The organism is Nitrospirota bacterium (genome assembly GCA_016214855.1).
Taxonomy (GTDB): domain Bacteria; phylum Nitrospirota; class Thermodesulfovibrionia; order Thermodesulfovibrionales; family UBA6898; genus UBA6898.
The window spans coordinates 72,591-93,721 of record JACRMT010000018.1; the positions used below are offsets into that span (position 1 = coordinate 72,591).

At 48.0% G+C, this 21,131-nt stretch carries 24 protein-coding genes; 22 read left to right on the forward strand and 2 right to left on the reverse strand.

The genetic code is table 11. The annotated features are described in order from the left end of the window. Nucleotides 1-68 precede the first annotated feature (68 nt). The 6 genes from HZB62_14705 (at nt 69) to HZB62_14730 (ending at nt 3,647) form a co-directional block, all read left to right on the forward strand. Nucleotides 69-473, forward strand: coding sequence for a thioredoxin family protein (locus HZB62_14705; protein ID MBI5076398.1), 405 nt, complete (start codon nt 69-71; stop codon nt 471-473). Then, the gene (locus HZB62_14710) at nt 473-1,117 is read left to right on the forward strand and encodes a cytochrome c biogenesis protein CcdA (GenBank protein ID MBI5076399.1); all 645 of its coding nucleotides are present in this window, start codon (nt 473-475) and stop codon (nt 1,115-1,117) included. The genes HZB62_14705 and HZB62_14710 overlap by 1 nt, the downstream gene beginning before the upstream one ends. Nucleotides 1,118-1,217: 100 nt before the next feature. Next, complete coding sequence (locus tag HZB62_14715) at nt 1,218-1,406, forward strand: hypothetical protein (GenBank protein MBI5076400.1); 189 nt, start codon at nt 1,218-1,220, stop codon at nt 1,404-1,406. A 241-nt stretch (nt 1,407-1,647) separates the two neighbouring features. After that, a complete protein-coding gene (locus HZB62_14720; GenBank protein MBI5076401.1) occupies nt 1,648-2,376 on the forward strand; it encodes a hypothetical protein in 729 nt (242 codons plus the stop codon). Between the two features lie 442 nt (nt 2,377-2,818). After that, the gene (locus HZB62_14725; protein MBI5076402.1) at nt 2,819-3,373 is read left to right on the forward strand and encodes a hypothetical protein; all 555 of its coding nucleotides are present in this window, start codon (nt 2,819-2,821) and stop codon (nt 3,371-3,373) included. 55 nt (nt 3,374-3,428) lie between these two features. Then, nucleotides 3,429-3,647: a hypothetical protein gene (locus HZB62_14730; protein ID MBI5076403.1), complete on the forward strand. Its 219-nt coding sequence runs from the start codon at nt 3,429-3,431 to the stop codon at nt 3,645-3,647. Between the two features lie 369 nt (nt 3,648-4,016). Here the strand turns inward: HZB62_14730 and HZB62_14735 are convergent, their stop codons facing one another. Further along, the gene (locus HZB62_14735; GenBank protein ID MBI5076404.1) at nt 4,017-4,409 is read right to left on the reverse strand and encodes a hypothetical protein; all 393 of its coding nucleotides are present in this window, start codon (nt 4,407-4,409) and stop codon (nt 4,017-4,019) included. Nucleotides 4,410-4,421: 12 nt separating this feature from the next. Next, nucleotides 4,422-4,613: a hypothetical protein gene (locus HZB62_14740; GenBank protein MBI5076405.1), complete on the reverse strand. Its 192-nt coding sequence runs from the start codon at nt 4,611-4,613 to the stop codon at nt 4,422-4,424. A 171-nt stretch (nt 4,614-4,784) separates the two neighbouring features. Between HZB62_14740 and HZB62_14745 the strand changes: the two genes are divergently transcribed. The 16 genes from HZB62_14745 to HZB62_14820 all read left to right on the forward strand — a co-directional run bounded on the left by HZB62_14745 (nt 4,785) and on the right by HZB62_14820 (nt 21,112). Further along, the gene (locus tag HZB62_14745; protein MBI5076406.1) at nt 4,785-5,066 is read left to right on the forward strand and encodes a type II toxin-antitoxin system RelE/ParE family toxin; all 282 of its coding nucleotides are present in this window, start codon (nt 4,785-4,787) and stop codon (nt 5,064-5,066) included. A 15-nt stretch (nt 5,067-5,081) separates the two neighbouring features. Then, on the forward strand, nt 5,082-5,387 hold the full coding sequence (locus HZB62_14750) for a HigA family addiction module antidote protein (protein MBI5076407.1): 306 nt from the start codon (nt 5,082-5,084) through the stop codon (nt 5,385-5,387). Nucleotides 5,388-5,651: 264 nt separating this feature from the next. Continuing rightward, on the forward strand, nt 5,652-5,846 hold the full coding sequence (locus HZB62_14755; GenBank protein MBI5076408.1) for a type II toxin-antitoxin system VapB family antitoxin: 195 nt from the start codon (nt 5,652-5,654) through the stop codon (nt 5,844-5,846). Then, nucleotides 5,843-6,223, forward strand: coding sequence for a PIN domain-containing protein (locus HZB62_14760; protein MBI5076409.1), 381 nt, complete (start codon nt 5,843-5,845; stop codon nt 6,221-6,223). The genes HZB62_14755 and HZB62_14760 overlap by 4 nt, the downstream gene beginning before the upstream one ends. A 499-nt stretch (nt 6,224-6,722) precedes the next feature. Beyond that, nucleotides 6,723-6,911 (forward strand): hypothetical protein, encoded by a 189-nt coding sequence (locus tag HZB62_14765; GenBank protein MBI5076410.1) that lies wholly within the window; start codon nt 6,723-6,725, stop codon nt 6,909-6,911. Next, a complete protein-coding gene (locus HZB62_14770) occupies nt 6,896-7,210 on the forward strand; it encodes a type II toxin-antitoxin system RelE/ParE family toxin (GenBank protein ID MBI5076411.1) in 315 nt (104 codons plus the stop codon). The genes HZB62_14765 and HZB62_14770 overlap by 16 nt, the downstream gene beginning before the upstream one ends. A 314-nt stretch (nt 7,211-7,524) precedes the next feature. After that, nucleotides 7,525-7,983, forward strand: a complete 459-nt coding sequence (locus HZB62_14775; protein ID MBI5076412.1) for a biphenyl 2,3-dioxygenase — start codon at nt 7,525-7,527, stop codon at nt 7,981-7,983. A gap of 605 nt (nt 7,984-8,588) precedes the next feature. Beyond that, nucleotides 8,589-10,232: an AIPR family protein gene (locus tag HZB62_14780; GenBank protein MBI5076413.1), complete on the forward strand. Its 1,644-nt coding sequence runs from the start codon at nt 8,589-8,591 to the stop codon at nt 10,230-10,232. A 52-nt stretch (nt 10,233-10,284) separates the two neighbouring features. Then, nucleotides 10,285-10,524: a hypothetical protein gene (locus HZB62_14785; protein ID MBI5076414.1), complete on the forward strand. Its 240-nt coding sequence runs from the start codon at nt 10,285-10,287 to the stop codon at nt 10,522-10,524. A 235-nt stretch (nt 10,525-10,759) separates the two neighbouring features. Further along, nucleotides 10,760-10,957, forward strand: a complete 198-nt coding sequence (locus HZB62_14790; GenBank protein ID MBI5076415.1) for a type II toxin-antitoxin system HicB family antitoxin — start codon at nt 10,760-10,762, stop codon at nt 10,955-10,957. Then, a complete protein-coding gene (locus HZB62_14795; GenBank protein MBI5076416.1) occupies nt 10,954-11,127 on the forward strand; it encodes a type II toxin-antitoxin system HicA family toxin in 174 nt (57 codons plus the stop codon). The genes HZB62_14790 and HZB62_14795 overlap by 4 nt, the downstream gene beginning before the upstream one ends. Nucleotides 11,128-11,229: 102 nt before the next feature. Continuing rightward, nucleotides 11,230-14,334, forward strand: a complete 3,105-nt coding sequence (locus HZB62_14800; GenBank protein ID MBI5076417.1) for a UvrD-helicase domain-containing protein — start codon at nt 11,230-11,232, stop codon at nt 14,332-14,334. Next, the gene (locus tag HZB62_14805) at nt 14,331-17,171 is read left to right on the forward strand and encodes a PD-(D/E)XK nuclease family protein (protein ID MBI5076418.1); all 2,841 of its coding nucleotides are present in this window, start codon (nt 14,331-14,333) and stop codon (nt 17,169-17,171) included. Before HZB62_14800 ends, HZB62_14805 begins: the two co-directional genes overlap by 4 nt. Before the next feature lie 107 nt (nt 17,172-17,278). Further along, on the forward strand, nt 17,279-19,258 hold the full coding sequence (locus HZB62_14810; GenBank protein ID MBI5076419.1) for a response regulator: 1,980 nt from the start codon (nt 17,279-17,281) through the stop codon (nt 19,256-19,258). A gap of 57 nt (nt 19,259-19,315) precedes the next feature. Beyond that, nucleotides 19,316-20,863 (forward strand): 5'-nucleotidase C-terminal domain-containing protein, encoded by a 1,548-nt coding sequence (locus tag HZB62_14815; GenBank protein MBI5076420.1) that lies wholly within the window; start codon nt 19,316-19,318, stop codon nt 20,861-20,863. Between the two features lie 66 nt (nt 20,864-20,929). Continuing rightward, nucleotides 20,930-21,112, forward strand: a complete 183-nt coding sequence (locus HZB62_14820) for a hypothetical protein (protein MBI5076421.1) — start codon at nt 20,930-20,932, stop codon at nt 21,110-21,112. Nucleotides 21,113-21,131 lie beyond the last annotated feature (19 nt).

Genomic DNA, 21,131 nt, shown 5'->3' on the forward strand with positions numbered 1-21,131 from the left:
TAGCATATGCTTTGTTGAATGATGTCAGCAACGGATATATCAATAACATCACGGTAAGGAGAACAGGTATGAGGAGAAGAGGTCTTATTGTTTCTTTTGTTGGTCTTTGTCTCACTGTCTTTCTGATACAGATCAGCGCAGCGGCAAACGCTGCTCCCAAGAGCACCCCTGAACTGAAGCAGCTTATCGGAGCAGGCAAGAAGACGGTTGTTTTTTTCCAGAATCCCAATGGCGGCCCCTGCAGAGCCCAGAATGAGATCCTCCAGAAGCTCCTGAAGGACAGGAAGGGAAATTTCGCTGTTGCCTATGTGAACTCCATGAAGCCTGAGGATCAGAAGGCCTTTTACGAATACGGGATCAGGAATCTGCCGTCGCTGGTGCTTGTTGACGGAAGCGGCAATATCAGCCGCGTCTTCCCTCCGGGGATCCAGAGCTATGAGACCCTGGCACAGTCTCTCGACAGTATCAAGTGATGGAGATCAGCATCGCCAATATCCTGCTTTCAGCGGGAGCCGGCCTTGCCAGCGTACTCTCCCCCTGCGTGCTGCCGGTGATCCCGGTCATTGCGGTCGGCAGCGCTGAAAAGAAGGATTGGCTGCGGCCACTCCTCGTGGTCTTAGGGCTCTCGATAACTTTCATGAGCATGGGCGCTGTTTCGTCTCTATTCGGTGCGCTGCTGGTCGGCCGTACCCGGTTCATTGAACAGATAGGAGGAGCGGTCATACTCGTCATGGGCCTGATGGTCTTTTTCAATGTCAGCATCTTCAAGCGAATGTACCGTCTTTCCAATATTCAGGTAAAGTCTGAGGGCAGGTTCAGCGGGCTGGTTCTCGGTATGGCGTTAGGCATCGTCTGGGTGCCCTGTATCGGACCGATGCTTTCGAGCATTCTTACGATGGTCGGCACCAGCGGCGAACTGGCAAAAGGAGTCATTCTCCTCGGGTTTTATTCCCTGGGTCTGGCAATACCACTGCTGACCATAGCCTATTCATCGCATATTCTGCAGCGCAGGCTTACCGCTCTTGCGAGGCATGAAGCTGTTGTGCGGTATATAACAGGCACCGTGCTCATTGCCTTTGGCCTGTACATCCTCGTCATCGGCAATTTTGCCTTTTAAAAAAAGGTGCATGACGAAAATCATGGATTAAATTGTGTGCATCGTGTATAATCAATATATATTGCAACTACGAAACAATCTTAAACGGAGGTGAATGATCATGGAAACAAGTGGACCAACCTATAATAGATGCTCATGCCAGAAGTGCGGGAGTCATTATGCAACAATCATCAATTCTGATGAGGAACTGCAGAAGGAAGCCTGCCCGAGCTGCGGCGAGAAGAAGCTGAAGATAGAAGGCCCGTTAAGCGCTGCCGAGATGAGCGGTATGTTCTCCGGCGGTGGTTGAAGCCCCAGAGGGTGCTAAGACCGGTTCGGTCTTAAAGGAATAGCAAAAAAGGGCGGATGCCGAAGGGCATCCGCCCTTTTTCTATGCGTTATAGCACTTGAAGATCTCATTGATAATGTCTGTTAGACCGATCTGCCCGTCCCGCCGGATTTGAGGTATACTACAGTTATTGAAGGGACATGATAGCGTCGCGTGTCTGCTCACTGATCGCAGAATTTGATGCCGTGTGTGAAGGGGTATTGTGGGCCAGGATTCAGCGCTGGAATTGAAACAAAAACAGTTTAACGCAGCAATGGAGCGTTATGAAAAGGCCGGTGTTTACAAAGCAATTTACCGGACAGTATCTCTGGTCAATGTTTCGCTGCAGTGTTATCTGCTCTATCTGGTCCTTCCCCTTTCCATAGGACTGCCTTTACAGATACTCTCTTTTTCCGCGGCATATCTGGCTGCAGACTTTATCAATGGACTGGTCCATATGTTCATGGACGGCAATGACGACTATGATTCATTGGCAGGGCCGTTGATCGCAGCATTCCATCTTCACCATAAGACCCCGCTCTACAAAAAAAGCAACCTCCTGCTGGTTTATTTCAATGAATCGGGTGCGAAGAACTGGCTTGCGGTATATCTTCTGCTGGCTGCCGTGTTGGTCAGGACCGCGTCCATCCATCCAGTCCTTTCCTATATCATGGTGTGTATCGGGATCTTGTCATCCGTTGCGGAGGTCTCTCATTATTGCTGCCATCTGTCGGATTCGGGAGCAGCACGGTATTTGAGATATCCCGGCCTCTTTTTATCGAAAAAACATCACGCACAGCATCATATTGGCGACAATGTCAATTATGCGTTCTTGAATGGTTTTACGGACCCGTTATTGAATCTCATTGCCCGAAAATATTCCCGCGGGTACAAAAACACGACAGACAGACATTATGCTGCGTACACCGGCAGCGGCACAGCGAACAGATGACTTTTAGATGGCTCATCTTTTATCCACCCGCGGATGACCGGATAGGTCTTGACTTGATGTCTCTGTGCAGAAGGATCTTTCATCTCTGGTTGAGAATAAGAAGATCACATGGTCCTTGCGTTACGCTCGATGACGCAGTAATATTGCCATTATCATAAGGAGAAGAATGCATAATAATTATTCATCCTATTATTGTAATTCAAGGGAAGTGTCCTTGCTCAAACGGTCATTATCGAGCTCAATGCTGCTGTTAGCTTTGGTTTTGTCCGCTTGTGGCAGCTCATCCACATCCAGCCCCCAGTCTCCCGCATCCGACCCCCAGTCTCTCCCAAGAACATTTCAGACCAGCTTTGAATCAGTTGACGATTTTCAGGGCTTTTACATAGTCCCACAAAATCACATGAAGTCTGCTTCGCATGCCCTATCGTCTGAAAAGACTCGCATGGGCAACAATTCTCACAAAGGCTGGATTTATGCCGCAAATCCGCCCAGCACACTAACGCAAAATAATAACCATCGCGCCTATCCCACTATTCAGCTTTATAAAACGGCCGGCGGCGCTTATAAAACCCCTGTATTAATCGAATTCTGGGTCTGGCTGGATGTGAATCTCTCACCTGGCGAATGGTTCAGTTTTGCGACCCTGGATCATACGACTTCTGACAGTTGGGATGCCGTATTAGTGAATTTGAGCGATCAGGGCTTTGTTCATCTTATGCATGTGCCCTATAGCGGCCAAGGGGAACGTACCTTCCAAACGTCAACTCTTAAGTTCCCCATGAAGCAGTGGGTGAAACTTACCGTGTCTCTTCATTTCGACAGCGACCGTGGATATGCCAAAGTGTGGCAAGACGATCAGTTAGTGTCCCAGGCGGACGTAAAGAGAGGAGCCGGCTTTCTTACTCAGGCACATTTTGGGCTCTATGCGCCCCCATCATTGTCCAGCGGTGTAATATACAATGATGATCTACTGATTAAAGAGGAGAATGATAAATAATCTCTCAAGTTGCCGAGTTATACCTGAGGAGGTATTATTGATTCCTGCATCATGAATGGCCCTGTCACTCCCGCTTGCCGGGAGTCCTTCCCACAGAAAGATTCCGGAGGAGCCGGAGATCAAACCGGAATCTAAGCACAAAATTGCTGAAATGGCTGAAATGTTAAAACAGAGCTCAAAACTAAAGCTTTTTGTTGTTGGGTATACTGATAACGATGGTTCTCTGGAATCAAATACAAAAATTATCATCAGTCCGCTCAGCTTCGGTCGTTAACGCTTCTAACAATAATCTGATATAATGGAATCCAATATGCAAAAAAAGATGTTGGAGGATGGAGATGAAACAGATAGTTCTTATCATTCTCATGCTTGTTTTGGTGTCAGTTATGAGTTTATCGGGATGTTCTTCAATAGGGTATAAAGCGGAACCCGCACCGGGTCAGCATCCCGGACATATTGGACACGAACAGCATTAAGACAGTGCCATTACGCAAGAAACTGGCACTATATGCTGCCTTTGCACTTTCCGACCAGGAGAAGATCGGTTCTGAACGAGATCCCGGAACACCCCATGTCTCCTGAAAAAAACATCACACTGTCGTGAAAGTGTCGGAATCTCAGATTTGCCCGGTCCAGCCAGAATTTAGCGTATAAGCTCGTCAGCCCGCCGTAAAATTTCTTCGGGGATATTGATACCAAGTTCGCCGGCGACCGCCATATTTATCTTGAGAAAAAACTCGGCCTGTTCGATCGGAATGTCACCCGGCTTTATCCCTTTCAGGATCTTTCCCACTGGCCTGCTGGCTTGTTTACCCATTGCTTCGAGGTCAGGGCCGTACGACAGAAACGGATTTATGCTTGAGAAGACTGCTGTCGAAGTGGACACCGGGAGCTTATGAGTTTTGGACGCTTCCACGAATAGTTGATATTGGGAATCAAGAAAATTGGAGGGGAGGAGCCAGATGGCGCCCGTACCAGGGGGGATATCGGCAAACGCTGTCCTGAGTTCCTCCGGGCTTTCGACTCTTCTGGTCACGAGCATTATCCCTCATTTATCAGCCGCCTTCTCAAGTTCATCAAGGCCGCCGGACGCACTCAGATCGCTTTGATTATAGGGAACCAGTATCTTTTTGACGGTAGGCAAAGCCAGGGTGTGCCATTCGAGCGCCTTTTCGATGCTGCCGATCGTCTGGATGCCGGTCATATTGCCCCCGGGATTGCGGAGATTCGTGGCAATCATTTAGGCTGATTTGTTCTTTGCTCAGTCCTAAACAATAGCAGGCTTTAAGCACAGACCCTGGTCTAAACAACCTGATTTACTTTACCCATACGCCTTATCCCGATTGCTAAGTGCAATGACCGTGATATATTATCTCTTGACGATAATATCCAGCTAAGATAACATAAAGCAATGATCAAATCATTCAAGAGCAGAGAGGCGGAAAAATTGTTTCAGGGCCACTTCTCCTCGAAATTGCCGCAGGCAATTCAACGCGCCGCTGCAATTAAACTTGAAGTGATTAATGCTGCAACTGTCCTCGAAACACTGCGAATCCCGCCTTCCAATTATCTGGAGGAGTTTAAGGGAGCCAGAAAGGGGCAGCACAGCATTCGTATCAATAAGCAGTGGAGAATTTGCTTTATATGGAAAGGCAGCGATGCCTTTGATGTTGAAATCGTCGATTATCATTAGAGAGGAGAGAGCAATATGAAAAAACGTGATTTCCCACCGATTCATCCCGGAGAAATTCTGGTTGAGGAGTTTTTGGGTCCTTTAGGAGTCAGCCAGTACAGACTTGCCAAGGATATCGGCGTTACGCCGCGACGGATTAATGAGATCGTGCATGGCCGCCGCGCCATTACGGCTGACACAGCGCTGCGTCTTGGTCAGTTCTTTGGCATGGAAGCCCAGTTTTGGATGAACCTGCAGTCCCGCTATGATATGGAAGTCACCCGCGACCAAATGCAGGATAAGATCAAGAAGGACGTTCGTCCATTTTCGCATGCGGCATGAGGCCAATTACGGAGCACGATATTTGTATTGACGCTGCCAGAGCCTGCTTCATATATTAGGCCAAATTCTTAGGGGAGGGGATGAAGTGCAAGGGGAATGCAGAAGACCTTTCAGAAGCGAAACTCTGTCTCCCCACACATTCATCTCATTCTGATTGCTAAGTGCATATTGCTCCGGAATTTCTTTTCCTTCAAGTTGATTTCCATGAAGATAAGATGTATTTTATATGCATAAGTTGTCAAAATAATGCATATGGAGGATTACGTGAGAACAACAATAGATCTGCCGCAACGGCTTGTTGAGGAAGCAATGAAAGTGTCACACCAGAGAACCAAAACGGCTGTGATTGTGACAGCACTTGAAGATTTTGTCAGGAAGAACAGAATACAAGGATTGAAGAAGTTCAGAGGACGGGTTAATCTGGATATTGACCTCGATAAACTGCGAAAACGTCCATGAGTGTTCTTGTTGACTCATCTGTCTGGATAGAATACTTTCGGAATGCGGGACAATCGGATGTACTGGAGATGCTTATTGAAGAAAACCTCGTGGTCACAAATGAATTGATTCTGGCGGAACTTATTCCAGCTCTTCGATTGCGGAAATTAAGAGAACTTATCACCCTCCTCCGGGAGATCAAGCGGCAGCCTATGAATATTGACTGGGATGATATCGTCAGAATGCAGACGTTATGCCTGCAGCATGGAAATAATGGGGTTGGCATTCCGGATCTGATCATTGCGCAAAACGCAATTCAAGGGGGCTTACGGTTATTGTCAAATGACAGGCACTTTCGTGTAATTTCAAAGTTCCTGTCCCTCGACATGTATCGTTAATTACCTGCATCAAGCGTGTCAAGAGGGGCTGGGCACGAACCCAGCCGGCAATTTGTATTGACGCTGCCAGAGCCTGCTTGATATATTAGGCTCAATTCGTAGGTGAGGGGATGAAGTGCAAGGGGAAAACAGAAGGCCTTTCAGAAGCAAAGCCGGTTTCAGCATCATGAATAAGTTCACTAATTCATCAACGTCCCCAAAATGCCTGCCTGGAAATACTGGATGCATCGCGACGTATGGAAAACCCTCGGGTTGTCGAATATGCTGTAGCAGGCTGATTCAATTTCGTAGGGGAGGGGATGAAGTGCAAGGGGAAATCAGAAGACCTTTCAGCAGTAAAATCAAACAGTGTCATTATTTCTCTGCCTCAGTCTCCACACATCCGTCTTTGAAACAGCTGAGCATTGTTGCCGAGTTATGCATGATAAAATTAAATCCAAGAAGAACTTAAATCTGATAAAATATGCATATCAGTAATAAAACAAAACAGGGGGCTGAGATGCAGACAGCGAAGCAAGAGGTAAGCAAACTCCTTACTCGTTTACCGGATGATTGCACTTTTGAGGATGTTCAATATCATCTTTATGTCCTGCAAAAAATTGAGCGTGGTTTGAAAGATGCTGAAGAAGGGCGTGTGTACTCACAGGAAGAAGTCGAGAAGATGATGTCGAAATGGCTCGGAAAATAGTTTGGTCGTTTGAAGCGACAGCTGACCTTGGCACAATTGCCGATTATATTGCGAAAGATTCCGCTTTTTATGCAGCTTCCTTTGTTCAGGAAGTTCGTGAAGCGAGCCGCTCCCTTAATGTCTTTTCTGAAAGAGGTCGCATAGTTCCCGAACTTTCCAATCAGAATATTCGTGAACTGTTTATAAAAGAATATCGTCTTGTCTATAGCATAGAAGAAATGCGTGTCGTTATCATAGGTCTGATTCATGGGAGAAGAGATCTGAAAGCATTATGGGAAGAGGAACAAAGAGAAAATTAGCCGTGCGTGCGTAGGCGCGACGACTTGGAAAACAACACTATATTTGTATTGACGCAGGAAGAAGGTGCTTGATATATTCGGCTCAGTTTTAAGGGAAGGGATGAATTGCAAGGGGAAAACAGAAGGCCTTTCAGAAGCAAAATCGATCAATCTCCAACTGCCTCTGTCTCGACACAACCACCTCATCCTGATACCGACGGCATATTGCACTGGAATATCTATCCATCTATTGGAGGTTGTTGAGCGCGGACTTTCAGCTTGGCCGTCAACCCGCTAAAACGGGTTGCGTCTGCTGTTAAAAGGAGGATCATGATATGAAGACAGCACATCTCATTTTGACGCTTGTGGTAATCGTTGGCCTGTTCGGTTCCGGCACGGCGCTCGCCGCAGGCGACCTGACGGCACAGACTCCGGTCGAGATAAAGGTCCAGATGGGGGACAAGGCGAATGCCCTGCGCTTTTTCCCGGACAAGATCGAGATGGAAACAGGAAAGCTCTACAAGCTCGTTCTGAGCAATCCCAGCACCATGGCGCACTACTTCAGTTCGGAGGCGTTGTCGCGTGCAGTGTTTACGAGGAAAGTCCAGGTCCTGGGCGCAGACGGAAAGGCTATCGCCGAGGTGAAGGGCGCAATTTCGGAGATCGAGGTCCATCCCGGCGGCACAGCGGAATGGTGGTTCGTGCCGGTCAAAACGGCAACGGTGAACGATTTGAAATGCACGATCAAAGACCATTCCGAAGGCGGCATGGTCGGGACCATTGTTATCAGGTAGATTGGTCTTGAGTCAAAGAGCACGAATACCTGACATTAAAAGTACCATTGCCGACAGTCTCAAATTCCCCCATTCCATGTCTTTGGCAAGCCCCATGTGCTTATGCGGAAATGTACTGCGATTCACCTTTGACGCGATAGTTGTAATATGAATGTTAAACTTGCAAATTGCAAGATGCATTTCAAGGGGCTGAATAATTTCATGAAGTTCTATCCCTTGCCCCATGGGGAGACGCAGTGGTCTATGGAGGCGATGACCTCCAGTCAAGAAGCGGTTACAGGGTTTATCCGGCGACACAAGTCCTGGAATTGTTAGCTGCTGTTGACAGAAAGCAAAAGAAATAAATCTATGCTTGGCACTGACAAGAGTGCTTCTGACAACTTCGAGCAGATCAGATCTGCAGACAGAAATAACATTTGCATTGACGCAGGGAGAAGCTGATTGATATATTAGGCTCAATTCTTAGGGAGGGGATGACGTGCAAGGGGAAAACAGAAGGCCTTTCAGAAGCAAAGCCGGTTTCAGCATCATGAATAAGTTCACTAATTCATCAACGTCCCCAAAATGCCCAGCTTAACGCAAACTGAGAGAAGAAAGGTAATTCGATGGCTAACTTAAGTTCTTTTAGTATGATTCATCAGAAAGTTAAAAAAATTCAAAACGACTATGACCTTGAATCTCCTGGCGTGGCCTTTGCTTGGGTAGTTCTCGGTTCAATTTATCAGATTGGTCCTGATGAAATCGAAAACGTAATTACGGATGGCGGTAACGATGGGGGCATTGACGCTATATTCGTCGAAGGACAGACTGTTCATGCGTTTAATTTTAAATATACCGAGAGTTTTGACAACTCCAAAAAGAATTTTCCAGAAAGCGAATTCGACAAAGTAGTTAACACTTTTGTTCGTATTTTTGACAAAAATCTGGCCGAAACAGAAGTCAACGATCTTTTGTGGACGAAGGTTGAGGAAATTTGGTCACTCTTCGATAATGGACCAGTAAATTTTAAGTTGTATTTTTGTACTAACAAGGAAAAACCCCTTGCTGCTGCCTCTGACAAATTTGAAAAAAGTCTTGAAAAATACCGTTCTTTTGAATTTCATTATTTCGACCAAGAAACAATTTCCAGCAAAATTATAGAAAAGAAATTTAATAAGGTAACAGGCGATATTACGTTTATTGATAAGCAATATTTCGCGAGAACTGATGGTACGCTTAAAGGCATTGTTGCAACCGTTTCAGCGAATGACATAATTGAATTATTAAAAGATCCTCAAAATCCAGCGAAGGTAAATGAGGATGTCTTTAATGAAAATATCCGCCTTTACAAAAAAAATCACAGAATCAATCATAATATTATTGCAACTGCTCTTTCTGAAGAAAATTACGAGTTTTGGTATCTTAACAATGGTATTACGATCGTTTGCGATGAATGTATCTATCAACCAACTCGATCTCCTAAAGCGAAGCTTCTCAATTTTCAGATTGTAAACGGAGGCCAAACATCGCATTCACTCTTTGAAGCTTACTTAATGGATCCAACTAAAGTGGATACGATCGACCTATTGGTGAGGATTTGTGAGATCAGAACAAATCAAACAATTTCCAGTAAAATCGGAGAGACAACAAACTCTCAAATCCCGGTGAAAAGCAGAGATCTTCACTCAAATGACTCAATTCAAAAGAAACTTGAGGAAGAGTTTAGGGCATTGGGGTACTTTTATGAGCGAAAGATCAATTACTATGCGGACGAACCCAAAGAAAGAAGACTTGATAATGAGCTCTTGGGACAACTATCTCTTGCATATAATTATGGATTGCCATCCAAGGCAAAGGGAGAAAAATACATCGTCTTTGGGGAGAAATACGAGGAAATCTTCGATGAATATTCTACTACTGCCGGCAAACTTCTAATTCCTTTTCAGTTGTATTCCAAGATTGATGTGAAAAAGAGGGTGGTTCAAAAAAAGCGGAGAAGTAAGGAGCCAATAAGCCTTGAAGAATACTGCTTTTCAATCGCGCCATTTCATATTCTATATGCCGCTAAATTGAAGTTAGACAGCGAGAATGTTGATTTGGATAATGAGAGTGCGGTAATGAAGTTAATTGACTTCGGCGCGCATATTATTCATGAGGTAATTAATGATCAAATGAAGGAAAACCGGCTTTCAATTTATAATCTTGAAAAATTTCTCAAGGATTCAAGGAGCGACAATAAGATTCTTGAAAAAGTAAAAAGCACTACATGACTCTTGATGAAGACAGAATTAGCGTAATGGAGTCTATAGGACCAGGACCCTGGTGGTAGAGGCTGTATACGAAAATTCTGTTGAGGTCATCCTGAGCGTTGGCGCGAACGCCCTTGGCGGGATCTCTCCCCAGGACACCTTTTCCTTTGTGCGCGGCGAGAGAATAAACAATAAGTCATTTGGATGGAGTTCAGCCAATATCAACCGCTTTGTCTTTGAGATGCAGGATGGGGTTAAAGATATTAAGGGGTCATTCTTTAGCTCCCGCTGGGCCGGGAATCTCGTCGGCTGACAGGATGTTGACACCTCTGTTCTGGTGCTTGAATTGACTAAGCCTATGCTCACCGGTAACATATCGTTATCAAATAGAAATCTGGTGCTTCAAGTCAAACAGCGGAGCTGCCAGAATGTGTGAAATAAAGGATAAATGGGGGTCCTCTGTATCAAACTCCAAGATGGAATTAGGATGGTGACATAACGTTTGTGGTATCATATTTTTATGCTGCTGAAACAAATGAGGTGAAAAAATGAAAACGAAATTGAAAATGATTTATTGGAAAAGCGAGAAATTCTGGGTAGGGAAATTGCTCAACCACCCTGAAATAATGACTCAAGGCGAGACATTAGAAGAACTTGAGGAAAACATGAAAGAGGCTTACACGCTTATGACTATGGACGATGTTCCACCGAAACATAAGATTAAAGAACTCGTCCTGTCAGTTTGAAAAGAAAAGAGTTAATCAAAAGAATCACCTCCTCCGGCTGTGTGTTGCTGAGGCATGGTCAACGGCACGATCTCTACCTCAATCCTAAAACCGGCAAGAAACAGCCAATTCCCCGTCATAACGAAATAGACGAAAACCTTTCACGGCACATAATCAAAGAATTGTCATAACAATAGGTGCCTTGAGCTTCTTCTTTAGACAACGAAGCCATCGTGTTTGCAGCCTCGTAATGGTATGATAGAGGCATTATCATATGCCGATGAAACAGATCTATGGCTGACATTAACAACACCGTTTCCAACGAACACACATTCCCGCATTCCATTGTCCTGAAGGCCTCTGCAGGCTCTGGCAAGACCCATGCACTGACCCTGCGATTCGTCGCATTTCTGCTCTCGAAGACCATAAAAAAGAACGGGCTCCGCAATATCCTTGCGATCACCTTTTCAAATAATGCTGCAGCTGAAATGCGGTCGCGCATCCTCCTTTGGCTGAAGGCCCTTTCGCTTGGTCAGGACGCGGCAATCAAGGATCTTAAGGCTGAAACCGGCCTTGACAGGGATGAGCTTATGACCCGGGCCACGGCCACGCTATCGCTCGTGCTCGACCATTATGCTGATCTGCAGGTAAAGACGATCGACAGTTTTATGACCGGCATATTCAAGGCCTCTGCAATTGATCTGGGTTACAACCCTGACTTTGACGTAGTGCTCCAAAATGATGCGCTGATGGAATATGCCTTTGACATGTTTTTGAAGAATGTCAGGGAGAAGAGCGAGGCAAGCCGGTTTCTTGAGGCAATGATAGGGCGGATCATGGAGTCAAAGCTCCAGACATCCGGTTTTCCCTGGGACCCCTCTGCCCCGATCCTCGATGAGGTAAAGAGCATCTACCGGAAGACTGCCTCAACATGGAAAACGATCAGGACGAGGGACCATACGCCTGAAATAGCTGAGCAGAAGGCGAAGATCAGGACTGCTGCAGAAGAGCTCGAGGCGCTCATTGAGCGATCAGCATTCGAACGCAACAGCAAGAGTACGTTTCCGGCAGTTCTCGATCTGGTGAGGCAGGACCGTTTCCCTGATATCCTGAGCAAAGGTATGAAGACCCAGCCAATAAAATCGTATAAAGGAAAGGATGCAGAGAAAAAACTGTCTTATGACGAGATAATTGGCAAATGGGAGACGGTTGTCTGCGAGCTTGCAACTTATATCTGCCTCCATGCAGAGTCCTACTATTTTCCGTATCTCAGGGTCTATGAGGCAATCAGGGAGACGATCGAGCGGGTCAAGAGAAAGGAAGAGACCGTATTCATAGAGGACATTAACCATAACCTTGCAGAATATATACAAAAGGATATTGTCCCTGATGTGTACTTCAGGATCGGCGAGACGGTGTACCATTATCTTATTGACGAGTTTCAGGACACATCTCCGGTACAGTGGAAGAACCTCTTCCCGTTGGTCGAGAATTCCCTTGCCGAGTTCGGCAGCCTCTTCGTTGTGGGCGACACAAAACAGGCGATCTACGGGTTCAGAGATGCTGACTACCGGATCATGAGGGAGATGGAAAATCCCGACAAGCGTCCCTTCCCCTCAGCGCACCATCAGGTAAAAGAGCTCGATACGAACTACCGGAGCCTACAGGAGATCATTGATTTTAATGCAAGGGTCTTTAAGCAGAAGGTGGCTGCTGATGAGGAATACGGCTGTATTGCTGCTCGGAGCGGGCTGACAGACTATATCCAGAAGGTGAAGGCGGGCAATGAGGGAAAAGGTCATGTGCAGATCAGGATAATTGAGCAAGAGGGTGATGAGACCCCTGAACGTGCAGAGGTTCAGGACCTGCTAACAGGGTTGACATCCCGTGGATACGGCCTTCGTGATATCGCGATCCTGACTTTTGATAATGACGATGTGGTGAATATCACGGCATGGCTTAATGAACAGGGCATTGATTTTGTCTCGTACAGCAGCCTCGACATCAGGAGAAGAAAGGTCATTGTCGAGATCGTCTCACTCCTGAGGTTCCTCGACTCACCGCTTGATGACCTTTCGTTTTCGATCGTGCTGCTCGGCGATATCTTCAGCCCCATGCTCAGGGACGCTGGCATTGGACTTGAACAGATGCAGGAGTTCATCTTCAGCCACCGGCGGAACAGGCCGCTGTATAAGAGTTTTCAGCCCGCATTTCCTGCCCTCTGGGAGCGATGCTTTAACGGGCTCTTCAGGTCTGCGGGTTATCTTCCGCTGTATGACCTGGTGACCGAGGTCTTCAGAATCTTCGGGATATTCCCTGCCTTCAGGGAAGAAGAGGCTGCACTTGCCAAGATGCTTGAGGTGGTGAAGACCTATGAGCAGTCCGGAAAGAACAGTCTCAGGGACTTTATAGAGTTTGTGACGGATGAAGAGAGAAACGAGGCTGACTGGAACATAGATCTGCCGAAGGAAATGGAGGCTGTAAAGGTGATGACCGTGCATAAGGCAAAAGGCATGGAATTCCCTGTTGTCATCCTTCTTATATACGGCAAGACATCAAAAGGTTTTTCCCATGTGCTCAAAGAGATCAGCAAGACAGAGGACCTCTGTTTTACGCGGCTGAATAAAAACATCGCCGATAAAGTTGAGGAATTGGGTTGTCTGTACGACGAGCTTTCGGCAAAGGAAACGGTCAATAGCTTAAACAGTCTTTATGTTGCGCTTACGAGGGCAGGGGCTGAGATGTATGTGCTCTGCGTGCAGAACAAGACGAGAAAAGAGAGTTATCATGCCTGCAGGTTTCTGCCTGACGAGGAATATCCGGCCCTGGACATGCCGGCAGAGATCTTTCCGGGGGAGAAGCGACAGTCGAGGAAGATCGCATTGGAGCATGGCAATATCCGCGCACTTGCTGCAGTGAGCGCCGAGAAGTCCATGAATGTTGCGGAGAAGCAATGGGGGGAATTCATTCACCAGGTCCTTTCGCATATCGATATATGGGAGACTGGCAGGGAATCTTTTGTCAGCGAGATCATAAAGAAGGTGAACCGGGAATTCATGACCTCATATCCTGATGAGCCGGTCTGCAGTCTTATCCACGGGTTCCTTGATTGTCCTGCAGTGAAGGACCTCTTCAGCGAACGGGCCGGAAGGATTGTACAGAAGGAGACAGAGATCGCTGACAGCAAGGGGAACCTCTTCAGGCTCGACCGGCTGATTATCGACCCTGAATGCGTTACGGTCATTGATTTCAAGACCGGCAGGGACCAGGAAAAGGAATCCGGTTATCTTCGTCAGATCAGGAATTACATGAATATCCTGGCCGCTCTCTATGCTGACAAAAAAATCATAGGCATGATCGCCTATGTAGAACTGATGCAGGTCAGGATGGTCTCATGAAGGCATATCTTCTGAGAGGAAATGCAGACCTGATCAGCCATGTTTCGGCATGCCTGGACTGCAGGGACAATGACTATTCCGGCAGTATTGTGGTATTCCCCGGTAAAAGGCCTGCGCATTTTCTGAGAAGGCATATTGGAGAAACACAGGGACAGGCCTTTATCCCGCCCAGGATCTGTTCCATGGATGAGTTCATTGATCTGCTCTGCGTGCAGCAGGAGGCTGTCCGCAGGATTGACAGCATTGACGCTGCAGCAATACTTTTCGGCCTTCACCGGAAGGCCCCCAAGCCTCTCGGCAAAAAAGGATTCCTTTCCCTTGACAGCTTTTTCCCGATCAGCCTGAAGCTCGGCAGGGACCTGGAGGAACTCTATATTGAGGGCGTGAGTATCGATGATCTGAAGCAGACCGACAGTCTGGTGCAGGAAGTCATCCCTCGGGGCTCTCTCGAAAGGCTCCAGTCAATCTCCTGGTTCTATGAGCATTTTTATCAGGAAGTCAGGGAACAGGGTCTTTCGACACGGTCAATGCGGTACTGCTCTGCTGCCGAGGCATTTGATGCAGGCAGCCTGTCTCAATTTTCGCATATCGTGCTTGCCGGTTTTTTTGGACTCACCACAGCGGAGAAGGCCCTGTTCAGAAAACTTGCTGTGCGCGAAAACGTGTGCCTCTTTTTTCAGGACGGTCCGGGCATGCAGGAGCTGCTGGCATCTCTTGATATGGAGCCTGAAGTGATCGAGGGGCTGGGGACTGCTCCTGCTGTCTCCCTGTATCAGAGTCCTGATACGCATGGCCAGACCTTCGGGCTGAACAGGGTGATCAGAGGGATCGAAAACAGAGGAGAGGCCCTTGATGAGAGGACGGTGATCGTGCTTCCGTCTGCAGATACGCTTTTCCCTCTTCTGCATCACGGCATCGCAACGATCCCTGAGGACCGTTTTAACATATCCATGGGGTATCCCCTGAACAGGACGCCTATCTTCGGTTTTTTCAATAATCTCAGCCAGATGATGCTTTCGATGGAGGGGCAACGGCTCTATCTTCCTGATTATCTGAAATTTGTACTTCACCCATATGTTAAGAATATGCTGTTCCATGAGCGGGCTGATGTCACCCGGATCATCTTTCATACGCTTGAGGATGAGATGACAGAGAACAGGACCCGTTCCTTCCTGACGCTCGACGAGATCGAAAAGGACAGGAAGATGCTGGAGAGCATCACCAAAAAGGTTGTCCAGGTAGAGCCGGGCATAACTGCCGGGCAGGTCCAAGATCATCTCAAAAAGATCCATGACAGGCTCATAAGGGGCTTTTTCACGCTCAGTTCCTTCTCTGATTTTGCGCTGAAGACTGCTGCTGTCCTTGAATATATCTATGAGAAGAGCACGGCAAAGTTCCATCCCTATTTCCATCCCTTTGCCGAGGCATTCATCTCCTCCATGCAGGCCATTTCCGTTTCCCTGATGAAAGACCTGGCCTTTGACGAGACAGGCAGCTATTTCCATTTCTTCAGGAAATACCTCGGCACATGCCACGTGCCTTTTCCGGGCACGCCGCTGAAAGGGTTTCAGGTGCTCGGCTTCCTCGAAACCAGAAACCTTTCCTTTGACCGTGTCGTGATACTCGACATGAACGAGGATGTGATGCCTGCCACAGACAGGGACGAGTCTCTTCTGCCGTTTCAGGCGCGCATGGCGCTGCATCTGCCGACATACCTTGATCGTGACCGGATGACCGCCTATTACTTTGAGACGCTCCTCAGGTCTTCCCGCGAAGCACATCTTTTTTTTGTCGAGAACAGCAGAAAAGAGAGGAGCCGGTTTGTCGAAAAGCTCCTCTGGGACATGCAGAAAAAAGATGGGGAGATAAAGCCCGACAATTATCTGCAGGCAGTCTTCTATGACGTGAAGCTCGACAGCAGAAAACCTGCAGCCGTCCCGAAGACCGCTGCGGTTACAGACCTTCTGCGCGGGTTCGAATACAGCGCCTCGTCACTCGACTCGTATCTGAACTGCCCGCTGCAGTTCTATTACCGGTATGTGCTCAGGATCAGCGAACGGGAAGGCATCAGCGGGGAGATCGAGAGGGCTGACATCGGCAGGTTCGTGCATGATCTGCTGCATGACTTTTTTGCGGATAAGCAGGGAAGACCTCTTACGTTAGAGGACTTAAGCGAAGAGGTCATGCATGCGATGATAGCAGTGAAGTTCAGGAAGGAATACGGACCGGATGCAGTCGGTTCTCTGCATCTGCTGAAGATGCAGATCCTCCGTCATCTCAGGGATTTTCTGAAAGGCTATCAGGCAGCAATGCTTGAGCAGGGGCAAATCGAGCTCCTCGAACTTGAGAGCGACCTGAAGATCACCTGGAATGACTTTGTCCTGAAGGGTCGGCTCGACAGGGTGGAAAAGAGAGGGGAGAGGCTTTATATCATTGACTATAAGACCCAGGCAGGTGACAGCTATCTCAGGATCAGGCATGACAGGCTCGATCCTGATGATCGCACAACCTGGAATCAGGCGATCGGCTCTCTTCAGCTTCCTCTCTATCTGCTTCTGCTGTCAGAGGCGAAAAGCATAGCGCCTGATCAGATCACACCGCTTTTTCTGTTTTTAGGCAGGATGCGCATGGACAGGGACATAGAATCCCCGCTTTTTAAGGAGGGTGAACCGATGCAGGAGCAGTTTGAGGCGCTGAAGCAGGTTATACAGGGCCTGCTCAAAGAAATCACGGACCCTGCTGAACCCTTTTCTCCTGCGCATGACCTGAAGACTGCATGTCCGCTCTGTGATTTCCGGTTCATCTGCGGCACGCAGTGGATCGTAAAGAAGCGATAGCCGTTAAGTGAGATTCGGATGAAATACGGCCCCCTTATGCGGCGTATTTATGATAATCTTTATCGTATCCTGATTGTGCTATTTTGGCAAAAAAGGAGATGCTCAACATGGATCATAGCGCTACCAGCGATTTCATGGCTCACGGCTTCTGTTTCCTCTGGGAACCCCGGCTGGTATGGCTGCATGTACTATCAGATATCCTTACCGGCATAACCTATTATTCCATTACCATTGCCCTGTTCTTTTTTGCGTACAAAAGACGTGATATCCCTTTCCTGAGAATATTTATTCTCTTCGGTGTTTTTATATTCGCCTGCGGAACGACACATCTGTTTGCCGCATATACGATATATGTCCCTGCATACTGGTATGAAGGCATGGTTAAAGCCACCACAGCGGTTGTCTCGATCATTTCTGCATTTCTTTTCATCCCCCTTATACCCAGGGCTATTGCCATGCCGAGCCTGACAAAGGCATTTGAAGAAATAAAAGGATTGAATGAACGATTATCCAAGGAATTGGAAGAGCGCAGGGCTACAGAAAAGGCCCTGTTCACCGCAGAGAAGAAATACAAAACATTGTTGGAAGATGTTCATATGCTGGCGATAATGCTTGATAATGATGGCAATATCACCTTCTGCAACGACTATCTTTTGAGACTGACCGGGTGGACAAGAGACGAAGTAATCAACAGAAACTGGTTCGATCTATTTCTCCCCAATGATGTCAGGGAAACCGTTTATGCGGTGTTCAGCTCCGGGATTAAGGATAACGCCCTTGCTCTCCACTATGAGAATCCTATTATGACCCGGGAGGGGATACCAAAGCTTATTGTCTGGGATAACTCTATTCTGCGGGATACGGAAGGCAACATAATCGGCATGGCCAGTCTCGGGACCGATGTCACGGAGCACAGAAAGCTTGAGGAGCAGCTCCGTCAGTCCCAGAAGATGGAAGGGATCGGACAGCTTGCCGGAGGAATTGCCCACGATTTCAACAATATCCTTTCATCCATAGTAGGCTATGGCCACCTTACCCTTATGAAGATGGCAGACGATGATCCCAACCGCCTGAACGTAGAGAACATACTTGAGGCCTCAGACAAGGCAGCGCATCTTACCAAGGACCTGCTTCTGTTCAGCAGGAAGCAGGCAATAGACAGGAAACCCCTCGACCTTAATGAGACGATCAGACGGCTGCAGAAGTTTCTGATACGGGTCATTGGGGAAGACATTATCTGCGATGCGAGGCTTTCTGAAGGAAGACTTATGCTATCGGCTGACACACACCAGCTTGAGCAGGTCCTTATGAACCTGGCCACAAACGCGCGTGACGCCATGCCGAAGGGCGGCACCTTCACGATCACAACAAAAGAGATCCAGCTGGATGAAGAGTTCACCTCTACGTGCGGGCTCTGTAAGGCCGGAAGGTATGCCCTGATCAGTATCTCGGATACAGGCTATGGCATGGACAATGAAACCAGTCAGAAGATCTTCGAGCCTTTTTTTACCACAAAAGAGGTTGGCAAAGGCACAGGGCTTGGACTTGCCGTTGCGTACGGCATTATCAGGCAGCATGAGGGGAATATCATGGTGAACAGCACAAAGGGAAAAGGTACGACAATCCGGATATACCTGCCGCTCATGAGCGCTGTGCAAGAAGATGGCGGATCGGCCATTGCAGGTGCAGAGGAACAGCCTGTTGCGGGAGGCACGGAAACGATCCTGGTGGCTGAGGACGAGGAATCGCTCCGGAAACTTAACCATAGCGTATTGACGCAATATGGGTATACGGTCATCGATGCTGTAGATGGCGTGGATGCCGTAAACAGGTTCAAGGAGCACAAAGACAGTATTCAGCTCCTTCTGTTCGATCTCATAATGCCGAAGATGAACGGCAGTGAGGCCTTTGATAAGATACGGAAGATAAATCCGGACATAAAGGTCATATTTGCCAGCGGCTACTCTCCTGACATTGTCCGGCAGAAGGTGCTGCTCGATGAGGATGCAGAGTTGATCTATAAACCCATTTCACCCTTTGAACTTCTGAGAAAAGTGAGGGAAGTGCTGGATAAAGGCAAGAGGTAGCTTCTTGAGGCCAGGACGGTATCGTGATCATAACAGCTGGAGGTTTTTGTGAGGCTAATGAGTATCTTTACTCTTGTGCGTATTTTTTCTCTTGTTCTGATCTTGTTGTTCTTTGCAGTCTTGCCCGCTAATGCAGAACAGGCCATTCTGCGCATCCTGCATGTCAACGACTTTCACGGTTTTGCAGAGCCGTACAAGCCTTACGCCTCTGACGGGCTGCTGGGCGGTATGGCATGGCTTGCCACAGCTGCCGACGAACTCAGAAAGGAAAGGCCGGCGCTGCTTCTCTCTGCCGGCGACATGATCCAGGGCAATAACTGGGCTAATCTTTTTCAGGGCGCATCAGTGATCGAATTGATGAATGCCATGCAGTTCGATGCCATGGTGACCGGAAATCATGAATTTGATTTTGGTCAGGATGTTCTGAAGAGACGATTGAGCGAGGCAGCGTTTCCGATCCTTGCAGCTAATGTCGAAGGCATGGAAGGCCTGAAGCCCTATCTGCTGAAAGAGATCAACAGCATAAAGATCGCAATCATCGGCGTTGTGACCGAAGAGACGCCTCTTAGCACCCATCCCCGGAATGTGACAGGCCTGAAGTTCATTGCGCCTGAAGATGCCCTGAACCGCTATCTCAGGGAGCTGAGACCGGGGGTCGATCTGGTGGTCGTTCTTTCCCATCTCGGCCACAATGCTGATCGTCTGCTTGCAGAGAAGGTGAGCGGTATCGACGTTATTGTCGGCGGCCATTCACATACAAAGGTGCTACAGCCGGTTGTGATCAACAAGACCGTGGTGCTTCAGGCATGGGAGCATGGAAAGGCACTGGGTGTCCTTGACCTTACCTTTGATGACAGGAAGATCGTGAAGGCAGAGGGAAGACTTGTGGATATCAGGCCTCTGCCGGGCAGGGAGAATAAAGAGATCGCAGCGATCGTCGAAAAATACCGATTCAGGGTTGACGCGGTGCTCGATGAGACGATCGGCGGGGCAGGGCTTGAGCTTGACGGCCAGAATACGAGAAAGCGCGAGACGAACCTCGGTAACTTTCTTGCGGACATCGTGCGTTCTACAGCAGGAGCAGATGCGGCGATCATCGGCGGGGGCAGTATCAGGACGAGCATGAAGAAGGGGGATATAAAGATCAAGCATGTGTACGCGGTCTCTCCCTTTAATAATTATATTGTCGGCATCAGGCTTACCGGCCGGCAGATCCGCGAGGCGCTCGAACATGGCGTCTCTGCCATTGCTGACGATGCCGGACGGTTTCCGCAGGTATCTGGCATCAGATTTACGTACAGCCGCTCTAAGCCTGTGGGGCAGAAGGTGAAGGAGGTATCTGTCAACAACAGTCCCCTTGTCATGGAGAAGGAATACATTGTGGCGACCGACGACTTTCTGGCTGCAGGCGGGGACGGGTACAAGGCTTTCGGAGATGCAGTCAGGTCTTCAAGAGATTTTGCGATCGTGGGCGGAGCAGTGATGGGCGAGAAGCTCGTATATAACAATTCGGGCAAGTGGCTGCGCGACGTGGTCATTGACCATATAAAAGAAAGGAAGATGGTCTCGCCGGTCGTTGAAGGAAGGATAATCGAGGTTGAGTAAGGTTTCTGTTCATATCATTTCAGACCTCCCCTTTCTCCCCTCCCTGGCAAGGAGGGGATGGGGGCGGTGAAGATATGCGTTAATGAAAAAGAGATCGAACTCGCCGCAGGCATGACCGTGCGCCATGCGCTGATCCATGCCGGCCTGCTGAAAGAGATCGAAAAGGAAAAGAAGGTCTATGACCAGTGGGGCAATGAACTGGGCCTGGACGGTTCCCTGTGCGAAGGGATGCTGATCCTGGTGAAGTAAGGTCCCGGCAGTTTCAGTT

Coding starts and splice junctions, on each gene's coding strand:
- HZB62_14770 (MBI5076411.1), top strand. CDS start 6,896: ATGGCTCGGAAAATAGTTTGGTCGTTTGAAGCGACAGCTGACCTTGGC.
- HZB62_14810 (MBI5076419.1), top strand. CDS start 17,279: ATGGATCATAGCGCTACCAGCGATTTCATGGCTCACGGCTTCTGTTTC.
- HZB62_14765 (MBI5076410.1), top strand. CDS start 6,723: ATGCAGACAGCGAAGCAAGAGGTAAGCAAACTCCTTACTCGTTTACCG.
- HZB62_14815 (MBI5076420.1), top strand. CDS start 19,316: ATGAGTATCTTTACTCTTGTGCGTATTTTTTCTCTTGTTCTGATCTTG.
- HZB62_14780 (MBI5076413.1), top strand. CDS start 8,589: ATGGCTAACTTAAGTTCTTTTAGTATGATTCATCAGAAAGTTAAAAAA.
- HZB62_14760 (MBI5076409.1), top strand. CDS start 5,843: ATGAGTGTTCTTGTTGACTCATCTGTCTGGATAGAATACTTTCGGAAT.
- HZB62_14790 (MBI5076415.1), top strand. CDS start 10,760: ATGAAAACGAAATTGAAAATGATTTATTGGAAAAGCGAGAAATTCTGG.
- HZB62_14800 (MBI5076417.1), top strand. CDS start 11,230: ATGGCTGACATTAACAACACCGTTTCCAACGAACACACATTCCCGCAT.
- HZB62_14730 (MBI5076403.1), top strand. CDS start 3,429: ATGGCCCTGTCACTCCCGCTTGCCGGGAGTCCTTCCCACAGAAAGATT.
- HZB62_14750 (MBI5076407.1), top strand. CDS start 5,082: ATGAAAAAACGTGATTTCCCACCGATTCATCCCGGAGAAATTCTGGTT.
- HZB62_14715 (MBI5076400.1), top strand. CDS start 1,218: ATGGAAACAAGTGGACCAACCTATAATAGATGCTCATGCCAGAAGTGC.
- HZB62_14745 (MBI5076406.1), top strand. CDS start 4,785: ATGATCAAATCATTCAAGAGCAGAGAGGCGGAAAAATTGTTTCAGGGC.
- HZB62_14740 (MBI5076405.1), bottom strand. CDS start 4,613: ATGATTGCCACGAATCTCCGCAATCCCGGGGGCAATATGACCGGCATC.
- HZB62_14775 (MBI5076412.1), top strand. CDS start 7,525: ATGAAGACAGCACATCTCATTTTGACGCTTGTGGTAATCGTTGGCCTG.
- HZB62_14805 (MBI5076418.1), top strand. CDS start 14,331: ATGAAGGCATATCTTCTGAGAGGAAATGCAGACCTGATCAGCCATGTT.
- HZB62_14725 (MBI5076402.1), top strand. CDS start 2,819: ATGGGCAACAATTCTCACAAAGGCTGGATTTATGCCGCAAATCCGCCC.
- HZB62_14710 (MBI5076399.1), top strand. CDS start 473: ATGGAGATCAGCATCGCCAATATCCTGCTTTCAGCGGGAGCCGGCCTT.
- HZB62_14705 (MBI5076398.1), top strand. CDS start 69: ATGAGGAGAAGAGGTCTTATTGTTTCTTTTGTTGGTCTTTGTCTCACT.